This window comes from Streptomyces viridosporus (genome assembly GCF_002078235.1).
GTDB lineage: Bacteria > Actinomycetota > Actinomycetes > Streptomycetales > Streptomycetaceae > Streptomyces > Streptomyces viridosporus.
Genome location: NZ_MSGP01000062.1, coordinates 1 through 11857, shown reverse-complemented (window position 1 = coordinate 11857; position 11857 = coordinate 1). Strand labels below are relative to the sequence as shown.

8 protein-coding genes and 1 tRNA gene are annotated in these 11857 nt (G+C 69.3%); all 9 read left to right on the top strand.

Going from position 1 to position 11857, the window contains the following annotated elements; all coding sequences use genetic code 11:
- Nucleotides 1–965: 965 nt before the first annotated feature.
- The 9 genes from dnaN (at nt 966) to B7L92_RS04400 (ending at nt 11774) form a co-directional block, all read left to right on the top strand.
- Nucleotides 966–2096 carry a DNA polymerase III subunit beta gene (gene dnaN, locus B7L92_RS04440; RefSeq protein WP_081236176.1) on the top strand — a complete coding sequence of 377 codons (1131 nt, stop codon included), beginning with the start codon at nt 966–968 and terminating at the stop codon, nt 2094–2096.
- Between the two features lie 241 nt (nt 2097–2337).
- Nucleotides 2338–3213, top strand: coding sequence for a phosphogluconate dehydrogenase (NAD(+)-dependent, decarboxylating) (gene gnd, locus B7L92_RS04435; protein WP_081236175.1), 876 nt, complete (start codon nt 2338–2340; stop codon nt 3211–3213).
- A 37-nt stretch (nt 3214–3250) separates the two neighbouring features.
- Nucleotides 3251–4372 carry a DNA replication/repair protein RecF gene (recF, locus tag B7L92_RS04430; protein ID WP_081236174.1) on the top strand — a complete coding sequence of 374 codons (1122 nt, stop codon included), beginning with the start codon at nt 3251–3253 and terminating at the stop codon, nt 4370–4372.
- Nucleotides 4369–4923: a DciA family protein gene (locus B7L92_RS04425; RefSeq protein ID WP_081236173.1), complete on the top strand. Its 555-nt coding sequence runs from the start codon at nt 4369–4371 to the stop codon at nt 4921–4923. The genes recF and B7L92_RS04425 overlap by 4 nt, the downstream gene beginning before the upstream one ends.
- 433 nt (nt 4924–5356) lie before the next feature.
- A complete protein-coding gene (gene gyrB, locus B7L92_RS04420; RefSeq protein ID WP_174703929.1) occupies nt 5357–7396 on the top strand; it encodes a DNA topoisomerase (ATP-hydrolyzing) subunit B in 2040 nt (679 codons plus the stop codon).
- Nucleotides 7397–7438: 42 nt separating this feature from the next.
- A complete protein-coding gene (gene gyrA, locus B7L92_RS04415; RefSeq protein ID WP_081236171.1) occupies nt 7439–10033 on the top strand; it encodes a DNA gyrase subunit A in 2595 nt (864 codons plus the stop codon).
- Between the two features lie 17 nt (nt 10034–10050).
- Entirely contained in the window at nt 10051–10794 is a 744-nt protein-coding gene (locus B7L92_RS04410; RefSeq protein WP_174703928.1) for a DUF3566 domain-containing protein, read from the top strand.
- Nucleotides 10795–10915: 121 nt separating this feature from the next.
- Nucleotides 10916–10989, top strand: a tRNA-Ile gene (locus tag B7L92_RS04405).
- Between the two features lie 164 nt (nt 10990–11153).
- On the top strand, nt 11154–11774 hold the full coding sequence (locus B7L92_RS04400; protein ID WP_081236170.1) for a LysE family translocator: 621 nt from the start codon (nt 11154–11156) through the stop codon (nt 11772–11774).
- Nucleotides 11775–11857 lie beyond the last annotated feature (83 nt).

The following is an 11857-nucleotide window of genomic DNA, read 5'->3' as shown; positions in this document are numbered from 1 at the left end:
CCGCACGGACACCCGAGGGCGTCCCCGGAACACCTCCGGGGACGCCCTTCTGCCGTCCGCCGACGAGACGGACGGAGGCCGGCCGACAGCCAACAGCCGACAGCCGACAGCCGACAGCCGACAGCCGACGACCGAAAACCGACGACCGGCCCGCTGTCTGCCGGCAACCGGTCCGCCGTCCACTGTTCGATTACGCAGCCGGGTTACGGCCGTCCTCCACAGATTCGGTGACTTTTTCCCGTCCACATCCTGGGGACCGCGAAGTTATCCCGACTCTGTCCACAGCTCCCCCGGCCGAGGCGCCATCGAACCAGGTCAGCCCGCTGTGGATTCGTGGATCAACGATCTCCACAGGCTGTGGACAGAGCGGCGGTCCACAGCCTGTGCACCGGGCTGTCCACCGGTGACCCACAGATCGGAGCCCGTTGTCCCCAACGATCACCGCTTTCTCCACACGCCTGTCCACTGTTCGGCAACACGACGTGCGTCCTCACCGCATCGAGTGAAAGGCGTCACATCGAGGTACCGCAGGGGCCTGTGGGAAAGACTGCCAAAGCTGGGGACGGCTCTGGGGAGAACTCGCCCCGCCCTGTGCACGGGGTGTGCAGAACTTTCCGTTCTCCACAAAGACCCCCGGTTGTCCACCGCTCCGGCCCACAGGGTCCGTGGATAAAATCACCGGGCTGAGCTGGGGAAACAGGGTTATCCACGGTATCCACAGGCCCTACTACTACTCCCGACCAGAGAGAGCGGGGAATTCGCTTCGAAGAGGGCCCTGTGCACAACTCGCTGTCCCGACCCCGGCTGCCCCTCGCCGTGACTTGACCCCGAGGGGCACCTACTGTCAGTGCGGTGCGTCAGACTGGTCCCCGGTGCTCTTCCCCTCACAGGGGGCGACGACACCGAGTCAGACGACGAAAGCCAGGCAGGGCGAGAAGCGCCGGCAACAGCAGGAGGCGGCAACAGTGAAGATCCGGGTGGAACGCGACGTACTCGCGGAGGCAGTGGCCTGGGCGGCGCGCAGCCTCCCGGCCCGTCCGCCGGCCCCTGTCCTCGCCGGCCTGCTGCTGAAGGCCGAGGACGGCCAGCTGAGCCTGTCCAGCTTCGACTACGAGGTCTCCGCGCGAGTCTCGGTCGAGGCGGAGGTCGAGGAGGAGGGCACCGTCCTCGTCTCCGGCCGTCTGCTCGCCGACATCTCCCGCGCCCTCCCCAACCGGCCGGTGGAGATTTCCACAGACGGTGTACGGGCGACGGTGGTGTGCGGCTCCTCGCGGTTCACCCTCCACACCCTGCCCGTGGAGGAGTACCCGGCCCTGCCCCAGATGCCGAACGCGACGGGCACGGTCCCCGGCGAGGTCTTCGCCTCCGCCGTGCAGCAGGTCGCCATCGCGGCCGGCCGCGACGACACGCTGCCCGTCCTCACCGGTGTGCGCATCGAGATCGAGGGCGACACCGTGACGCTGGCCTCCACCGACCGCTACCGCTTCGCGGTCCGCGAGTTCCTGTGGAAGCCGGAGAACCCCGACGCCTCGGCGGTCGCCCTGGTGCCCGCCAAGACGCTGCTGGACACCGCCAAGGCGCTGACCAGCGGCGACCAGGTGATCCTGGCGCTGTCCGGGTCGGGTGCGGGCGAGGGCCTGATCGGTTTCGAGGGCGCGGGCCGCCGTACCACCACGCGGCTGCTGGAGGGCGACCTCCCGAAGTACCGCACGCTCTTCCCGACCGAGTTCAACAGCGTCGCCGTGATCGAGACCGCCCCCTTCGTGGAGGCCGTCAAGCGGGTGGCCCTGGTGGCCGAGCGCAACACCCCGGTGCGGCTGAGCTTCGAGCAGGGCGTGCTCATCCTGGAGGCCGGTTCCAGCGACGACGCACAGGCTGTGGAAAGGGTGGACGCCCAGCTCGAGGGCGACGACATCTCGATCGCCTTCAACCCGACCTTCCTGCTGGACGGCCTGAGCGCCATCGACTCCCCGGTGGCCCAGCTGTCGTTCACCACGTCCACCAAGCCCGCGCTCCTCAGCGGCAGGCCCGCGGTGGACGCGGAGGCGGACGAGGCCTACAAGTACCTGATCATGCCGGTGCGACTCAGCGGCTGACGCCGTCCCCACTGTGCACAGCTGTCCACAGCTGTGCACAGTGCTTCCGGGCGACCCGGCGGACGGCCGGACCGGGCCGGGCCCTGGAAGCGGCTGTGGAGGAAACCGCAGGTGGGCGTGCGTATGAGCGCGTATGCCCACAGATGTGCGTGAGCGTCCGGGTTTAGGCTCTGGGCGGGTACGTAAGTGCCGCGGCACGGCCGTGCCGCCACGTCACGTCGCAACCTAAGGAACACAACTGATGGAGCTCGGTCTCGTCGGCCTCGGCAAGATGGGCGGCAACATGCGCGAGCGGATACGCCGCGCGGGCCACACCGTCTTCGGATACGACCGCAACCCGGACCTCGCCGACGTCCACAGCCTGGAAGAACTTGTGGGCAAGCTCGAGGGCCCGCGTGTGGTGTGGGTGATGGTCCCGGCCGGCGAGCCCACCCAGTCCACCGTCGACGCGCTCGCCGAGCTGCTCGAGCCCGGCGACGTCGTCGTGGACGGCGGCAACTCCCGCTGGACGGACGACGAGAAGCACGCCGAGCAGCTGGCGGCCAAGGGCATCGGCTTCGTCGACTGCGGTGTCTCCGGCGGCGTCTGGGGGCTGGAGAACGGCTACGCGCTGATGTACGGCGGCGACAAGGAGGACGTCGCCAAGGTGCAGCCGATCTTCGACGCCCTCAAGCCCGAGGGGGACTTCGGTTCGGTGCACGCCGGCAAGGTCGGCGCGGGCCACTTCGCGAAGATGGTCCACAACGGCATCGAGTACGCCATGATGCAGGCCTACGCCGAGGGCTGGGAGCTGCTGGAGAAGGCCGATTCGGTGACCGACGTCCGGGAGGTGTTCCGTTCCTGGCAGGAGGGCACCGTCATCCGCTCCTGGCTGCTCGACCTCGCGGTGAACGCCCTCGACGAGGACGAGCACCTGGACCGGCTCCGGGGTTATGCCCAGGACTCCGGTGAGGGACGCTGGACGGTGGAGGCCGCCATCGACCACGCGGTGCCGCTGCCGGCGATCACCGCCTCGCTGTTCGCGCGGTTCGCCTCCCGTCAGGAGGACTCTCCGCAGATGAAGATGATCGCCGCGCTGCGCAACCAGTTCGGCGGCCACGCGGTCGAGAAGAAGTAAGCAACACCCGAGGGCTGGGGAGGCCGGCGAAACGCCCATGCACGTCACGCATCTGTCGCTGGCCGACTTCCGTTCCTATCCCCGGGTCGAGGTCCCGCTCGACCCGGGGGTCACGGCCTTCGTCGGGCCCAACGGGCAGGGCAAGACCAACCTCGTCGAGGCGGTCGGCTATCTCGCCACCCTGGGCAGCCACCGCGTCTCCTCCGACGCCCCGCTGGTCCGCATGGGCGCCGACCGCGCGATCATCCGCGCCCAGGTCCGGCAGGGCGAGCGGCAGCAGCTGGTCGAGCTGGAGCTGAACCCGGGCAAGGCCAACCGCGCCCGCATCAACCGGTCCTCGCAGGTCAGGCCCCGTGACGTGCTCGGCATAGTCCGGACCGTCCTCTTCGCCCCCGAGGACCTCGCCCTGGTCAAGGGCGACCCCGGCGAACGGCGCCGCTTCCTGGACGAGTTGATCACCGCGCGCTCCCCGCGCATGGCCGGCGTCCGCTCCGACTACGACCGGGTGCTCAAGCAGCGCAACACCCTGCTGAAGTCGGCCGCGCTGGCCCGTCGGCACGGCGGCCGCACCATGGACCTGTCCACCCTCGACGTGTGGGACCAGCACCTCGCGCGCGCGGGCGCCGAGCTCCTCGCCCAGCGACTGGACCTGATCACCACACTCCAGCCGCTGGCCGACAAGGCGTACGAGCGGCTCGCCCCCGGCGGCGGACCGCTCTCCCTGGAGTACAGGCCCTCCGCACCCGGCGAGGCCCACACGCGCGAGGACCTGTTCGAGCAGCTGACGGCCGCCCTCGCCGAGGCCCGCAAGCAGGAGATCGAGCGGGGCGTCACCCTGGTCGGTCCGCACCGCGACGACCTGCTGCTCAAGCTGGGCCGGATGCCCGCCAAGGGCTACGCCTCCCACGGGGAGTCCTGGTCCTACGCGCTGGCATTGCGCCTGGCCTCCTACGACCTGCTGCGGGCCGAGGGCAACGAGCCGGTGCTGGTGCTCGACGACGTCTTCGCCGAGCTGGACACGCGCCGCCGGGAGCGGCTGGCCGAGCTGGTCGCGCCCGGCGAGCAGGTCCTGGTGACCGCGGCCGTCGACGACGACGTCCCCCATGTGCTGTCGGGAACGCGGTTCGCGGTGGCGGAGGGGACGGTGGAGCGCGTATGAGCGAATCCGACGCGCCCGGCCGCGCGGCCGGGGACGTGCCCGGGAAGGTGCCCGAGCCCTCCGGGGTCGACCTCGCGCGCGTGGCGCTGCGGGCGGCCAGGGAGGCGGCACGCGCGCGGGGGGACGCGGCGCAGCAGAAGAAGCAGGCCCGGCGCGGCGGCCTGCGCTCCGGCGCGCGCGCCGACCGGCGCGACCCCATGGCGCTCGGCGCGGCGATCAACCGCCTGCTGTCCGAGCGCGGCTGGGAGGCCCCGGCCGCGGTGGGCGGGGTGATGGGGCGCTGGCCCGAGATCGTCGGCGAGGACGTGGCCAAGCACTGCGAGCCGGAGCGGTACGACGAGGACGAGCGGGTGCTGGTCGTGCGCTGCGACTCCACGGCCTGGGCGACGAACCTGCGGCTGCTCGCCCCGACCCTGGTGGCCCGCCTCAACGAGGACCTCGGCCACGGCGCCGTGAGGCTGATCAAGGTCAACGGCCCCGGGGGGCCCGTCCGCCGCTACGGCCCGCTGCGCGCCCCCGGAAGCTCGGGCCCCGGGGACACGTACGGGTGAGCGGAGGCCGTTTTCCGGCTCGCCGCCCCAGCGTGACAGACATCACAAAAGTGCTCCTCAGGGGCGGGTTCGCGCCGTCGGATCCCGCTTCGTCGTGCGATCGCACAAAGGGGCGGACCGATACCTGACTCCAAAGTAGCCAAGGGTTGACGCCTCGAAGCGCTGAGTGCCCTCGTGAGCGTCCTGGGGCCCCCATCCGCATATCGGGAGTCGGAGGAGGCCGGTTGAGGGCGGCACATGCGAACTCAGGTACCGGCAAACCCCCATCGATGTCAGTGCTACCGGTAGACTGGAAGACAATCCCGCCCCACTCGTGGGGACCGTCCGGGAAAAGCTGAGCAACGCTGATCAAGGCTTACCAACGCAACATGCCGCAGCCGCTCCGGCAACCCGCCGACGAGCCTGGCTTGTGCTGTGCCAGAAAGGGCGCTTCGTGGCCGATTCCGGCAACCCCAACGAGAACATCCCGTCCACCGACACCGGCGTGGACAGCGAGGTCGCCGCCTCGTACGACGCCAGTGCCATCACCGTCCTCGAGGGTCTGGACGCGGTCCGCAAGCGACCCGGTATGTACATCGGTTCCACCGGTGAGCGAGGGCTGCACCACCTGGTGCAGGAGGTCGTCGACAACTCCGTCGACGAGGCGCTGGCGGGCTACGCCGACACGATCGACGTGACGATCCTCGCCGACGGCGGCATCCGCGTCGTCGACAACGGCCGCGGCATCCCGGTCGGCATCGTCCCCTCCGAGGGCAAGCCCGCCGTCGAGGTCGTCCTGACCGTGCTGCACGCGGGCGGCAAGTTCGGCGGCGGCGGCTACGCGGTCTCCGGCGGTCTGCACGGCGTGGGTGTCTCCGTGGTCAACGCGCTGTCGACGCGGGTCGCCGTCGAGATCAAGACCGACGGGTACCGCTGGACGCAGGACTACAAGCTGGGTGTCCCCACCGCGCCCCTGGCCAAGCACGAGGCCACCGAGGAGACCGGGACGTCGGTCACCTTCTGGGCCGACCCGGACATCTTCGAGACCACCGACTACTCCTTCGAGACGCTCTCCCGGCGCTTCCAGGAGATGGCGTTCCTCAACAAGGGCCTCAGGATCAACCTCACCGACGAGCGCGAGTCGGCGAAGGCCACCGCCGGCGCGGACGAGGCCGGCGAGGACGAGAAGTACGAGGTCAAGGCCGTCTCGTACCACTACGAGGGCGGCATCGTCGACTTCGTGAAGTACCTCAACTCCCGCAAGGGAGACCCGGTGCACCCCACCGTGATCGACCTCGAGGCCGAGGACAAGGACAGGCACCTGTCCCTCGAGGTCGCGATGCAGTGGAACGGCGGCTACACCGAGGGCGTGTACTCCTTCGCCAACATCATCCACACCCACGAGGGCGGTACGCACGAAGAGGGCTTCCGCGCGGCGCTGACCTCGCTCATCAACAAGTACGCGCGGGACAAGAAGTTGCTGCGCGACAAGGACGACAACCTCACGGGCGACGACATCCGCGAGGGGCTGACCGCGATCATCTCGGTCAAGCTGAGCGAGCCGCAGTTCGAGGGCCAGACCAAGACCAAGCTGGGCAACACCGAGGTGAAGACCTTCGTCCAGAAGGTCGTCTACGAGCACCTCAACGACTGGCTGGACCGCAATCCCAACGAGGCCGCGGACATCGTCCGCAAGGGCATCGCGGCGGCCACCGCGCGGGTGGCGGCCCGCAAGGCGCGCGACCTGACCCGACGCAAGGGCCTGCTGGAGACGGCGTCCCTGCCGGGCAAGCTCTCCGACTGCCAGTCGAACGACCCCACCAAGTGCGAGATCTTCATCGTCGAGGGTGACTCCGCCGGCGGCTCCGCCAAGTCCGGCCGCAACCCCGAGTACCAGGCGATCCTCCCGATCCGCGGCAAGATCCTCAACGTCGAGAAGGCGCGCATCGACCGCATCCTGCAAAACCAGGAGATCCAGGCGATGATCTCCGCGTTCGGCACGGGCGTGCACGAGGACTTCGACATCGAGAGGCTCCGCTATCACAAGATCATCCTGATGGCGGACGCCGACGTCGACGGCCAGCACATCAACACCCTGCTGCTGACGTTCCTCTTCCGCTTCATGCGGCCGCTGGTCGAGGCCGGGCACGTGTTCCTCTCCCGTCCCCCGCTCTACAAGATCAAGTGGGGCAAGGACGACTTCGAGTACGCGTACTCCGACCGCGAGCGCGACGCGCTGATCGAGATGGGCCGCCAGGCCGGCAAGCGCATCCGCGAGGACTCCGTCCAGCGCTTCAAGGGCCTCGGCGAGATGAACGCCGAGGAGCTGCGCGTGACCACGATGGACCAGGAGCACCGGGTGCTCGGCCAGGTCACCCTGGACGACGCCGCCCAGGCCGACGACCTGTTCTCGGTCCTGATGGGCGAGGACGTCGAGGCCCGCCGCCAGTTCATCCAGCGCAACGCCAAGGACGTCCGCTTCCTCGACATCTGAGTCGGTCTCAGCTGACCGCACCAGGAAGGACCTTCACCAGCAATGACCGACGAGAACACTCCCGTCACCCCGGAACAGGGCGGCGACGTCGCGATGCGTGTCGAGCCCGTCGGGCTCGAGACGGAGATGCAGCGCTCGTACCTCGACTACGCGATGTCCGTCATCGTCTCGCGTGCGCTGCCGGACGTCCGGGACGGCCTCAAGCCCGTCCACCGCCGCGTGCTGTACGCCATGTACGACGGCGGCTACCGCCCCGAGCGGGGCTTCTACAAGTGCGCCCGCGTCGTCGGCGACGTCATGGGCAACTACCACCCGCACGGCGACTCCTCGATCTACGACGCCCTGGTCCGCCTCGCGCAGCCGTGGGCGATGCGGATGCCGCTGGTCGACTCCAACGGCAACTTCGGCTCGCCGGGCAACGACCCGGCGGCGGCCATGCGCTACACCGAGTGCAAGATGGCGCCGCTGTCGATGGAGATGGTCCGCGACATCGACGAGGAGACCGTCGACTTCAAGGACAACTACGACGGTCGCTCCCAGGAGCCGACCGTCCTGCCGGCCCGCTTCCCGAACCTGCTGATCAACGGCTCGGCCGGGATCGCGGTCGGCATGGCGACCAACATCCCGCCGCACAACCTGCGCGAGGTCGCGGCCGGCGCCCAGTGGTACCTGGAGAACCCGGAGGCCTCGCACGAGGAGCTGCTGGACGCGCTGATCGAGCGCATCAAGGGCCCCGACTTCCCGACCGGCGCCCTGGTGGTCGGCCGCAAGGGCATCGAGGAGGCGTACCGGACCGGCCGCGGCTCGATCACCATGCGCGCGGTGGTCGCGGTCGAGGAGATCCAGAACCGCCAGTGCCTGGTGGTCACGGAGCTGCCCTACCAGGTCAACCCGGACAACCTCGCGCAGAAGATCGCCGACCTGGTGAAGGATGGCAAGGTCGGCGGCATCGCCGACGTCCGCGACGAGACCTCCTCCCGCACCGGCCAGCGCCTGGTCATCGTGCTGAAGCGGGACGCGGTCGCCAAGGTCGTGCTGAACAACCTCTACAAGCACACCGACCTGCAGACCAACTTCGGCGCCAACATGCTGGCGCTGGTCGACGGCGTGCCGCGCACGCTCTCCCTGGACGCGTTCATCCGGCACTGGGTGGCGCACCAGATCGAGGTCATCGTCCGCCGTACGCGCTTCCGGCTGCGCAAGGCCGAGGAGCGGGCGCACATCCTGCGCGGCCTGCTGAAGGCCCTGGACGCCATCGACGAGGTCATCGCGCTGATCCGGCGCAGCGACACCGTCGAGATCGCGCGCGGGGGCCTGAGGGACCTCCTGGAGATCGACGACATCCAGGCCAACGCGATCCTGGAGATGCAGCTCCGCCGGCTCGCCGCCCTGGAGCGCCAGAAGATCGTCCAGGAGCACGACGAACTCCAGGCGAAGATCGACGAGTACAACGGGATCCTCGCCTCCCCGGTCCGCCAGCGGGGCATCGTCAGCGAGGAACTGGCCGCGCTGGTCGAGAAGTACGGCGACGACCGCAAGACCAAGCTGATCCCCTACGAGGGCGACATGTCCATCGAGGACCTGATCGCCGAGGAGGACATCGTCGTCACGGTCACGCGCGGCGGCTACATCAAGCGCACCAGGACCGAGGACTACCGGGCCCAGAAGCGCGGCGGCAAGGGCGTGCGCGGCACGAAGCTGAAGGAAGACGACATCGTCGACCACTTCTTCGTCTCCACCACGCACCACTGGCTGCTGTTCTTCACCAACAAGGGCCGGGTCTACCGCGCCAAGGCCTACGAGCTGCCCGAGGCGGGCCGGGACGCGCGCGGCCAGCACGTGGCGAACCTGCTCGCCTTCCAGCCGGACGAGACGATCGCGCAGATCCGGGCGATCCGCGACTACGAGGCGGTGCCGTACCTGGTGCTGGCCACCAAGTCCGGCCTGGTGAAGAAGACTCCGCTCAAGGACTACGACTCCCCGCGCTCGGGCGGCGTCATCGCCATCAACCTGCGTGAGCGCGAGGACGGTACCGACGACGAACTGATCGGGGCCGAACTCGTCTCGGCCGATGACGATCTGCTGCTGATCAGCAAGAAGGCGCAGTCGATCAGGTTCACCGCGACGGATGACACGCTGCGCCCCATGGGGCGTGCGACCTCGGGCGTCAAGGGCATGAGTTTCCGCGAAGGGGACGAGCTGCTCTCGATGAATGTTGTTCGACCCGGTACGTTCGTGTTCACTGCCACAGACGGCGGGTATGCGAAGCGGACCGCTGTCGACGAGTACCGCGTCCAGGGACGCGGCGGTCTCGGCATCAAGGCCGCCAAGATCGTCGAGGACCGCGGATCCCTCGTCGGCGCGCTGGTGGTCGAGGAGACCGACGAGATTCTCGCCATCACGTTGTCAGGTGGTGTGATTCGTACGCGAGTCAATGAGATCAGGGAGACGGGCCGTGACACCATGGGCGTCCAACTGATCAACCTGGGCAAGCGCGATGCCGTGGTCGGCATCGCCCGTAACGCCGAGGCGGGGCGCGAGGCGGAGGAAGTCGACGGCGACGTGGCCGTGGACGAGTCCGGCGAGGGGGCCGCGGCCACCGGCACGGACGAGGGTGAGGCGCCCTCGTCCGAGTAGGACGAGGAGTGAGTCACGTGAGCGGAGCCACGGGCGCCGGATCGGCCGGTACCAGTACGGGAACGGACGGCGGTGGCCGTGGCTCCGCCGCGCGGGCGACCGATCCGCACACGACCAATCTCAAAGCGATCAAGGCGCCCGCCAAGGACGCGTCCTCGGCCGGCCCGCAGGGATCCCAGGGGGGAACGGTGACCGACACCCGAGGCCCGCAGCAGGCCGCGCCGCACCAGGGCGCTGCTGCTCAGACGGCCTCACCGCTGCCGGGGGAACGGCAGTCGCAGCAGCAGGCGGGGCCGTACCACCCGCCGCAGGCCTACCCGGCGCAGGACGGCACGGCGGGAGGCACGGCCGGTGTGCGGCGGCCGCGCACGGGGGCGCGCACCACGCCGCGCGTGCGCAAGGCGCGTCTGCGCGTGGCGAAGGCCGACCCGTGGTCGGTGATGAAGGTCAGCTTCCTGCTCTCCATCGCGCTCGGCATCTGCACGATCGTCGCCTCCGCCGTGCTGTGGATGGTCATGGACGCCATGGGCGTGTTCTCGACGGTCGGCGGCACGATCTCCGAGGCGACCGGCTCCAACGAGTCGAACGGCTTCGACCTCCAGTCGTTCCTGTCGCTGCCCAACGTCCTGATGTTCACCGCGATCATCGCGGTCATCGACGTCGTCCTGGCGACGGCCCTCGCGACGCTCGGCGCCTTCATCTACAACCTCTCCGCGGGCTTCGTGGGCGGTGTCGAGCTCACGCTGGCCGAGGACGAGTGAGCGGCGCGGATCACGTTCCCGGCCTCCGCCCACGGTCCCCCGGCAACCGATTTTGGGACTGCCCCGGTCGTGCGCTAATCTTCAGGAGTCAGCGCGCGGAACACACACCGCAGAGCGCGGCGGGGCTATAGCTCAGTTGGTTAGAGCGCATCCCTGATAAGGATGAGGCCACAGGTTCAAATCCTGTTAGCCCCACCGACGAGAAGACCCCCGGTCGATCAGGACCGGGGGTCTTTGTCGTCCACGGCTGACATCGACCGGGGTGAAGCGGTCGGTCCCGCATTCCGATGTCCTGCCGGCGTGGGCCGAGCACCGCGCGGACGGGTCCGGCGCCTGTGGCCGACTGAGATGATGAACACATGTTCGTGCAGTTCCTCGCCGCGGCCGGTGTGCTCGCCGTCCTGACCATGGTTCCCGGCCCGGACATGGCCGTCGTGACGAAACGAGCCGTGGCGTGCGGCTGGAGGGACGGGCTGCGCACGGTCGGCGGCATCACCGCCGGCCTGCTCACCTGGGGCGTGCTCACGGTGGTGGGGCTGGCGGCCGTGCTGGCCGCGTCCGCCACCGCCTACACGGTGGTCAAGCTGGTCGGCGCCGCCTATCTGGCGCTCCTCGGGGTGCAGGCGCTGCTCCACAGCCGGCGTGACCGTTCCGGCACTCCCGAGCCGGCCCCTCCCGCTCCGAAGGGAAACCCGTGGCGGACGGGCTTCCTGAGCAACGTCTTCAACCCGAAGGTCGCTGTCTTCTACACCGGGCTGCTGCCGACGCTCGCGCCCTCCGGCATGGCGGCGCCCGCCGGGATGGCCCTCCTCGTTCTCCTGCACGCCGTGCTCACCCTCGTCTGGCTCGGCGGCTACGTGCTGTTGCTGGCCAGGGCCCGCGTGTTCTTCGAGAGGCCCGTCGTGCGGCGGACCATGGACCGTGTCACCGGTGTCGTTCTGATCGGTTTCGGCATCAAGGTCGCCACGACTCGGCCATGACCCGGTGACGGGCGGGGCGTGGGGACGTCGGGAGGACGCGGAGCCGCCTCCGCCGTCGAGGGCCCGGTGGTCCCGGTGGTCCC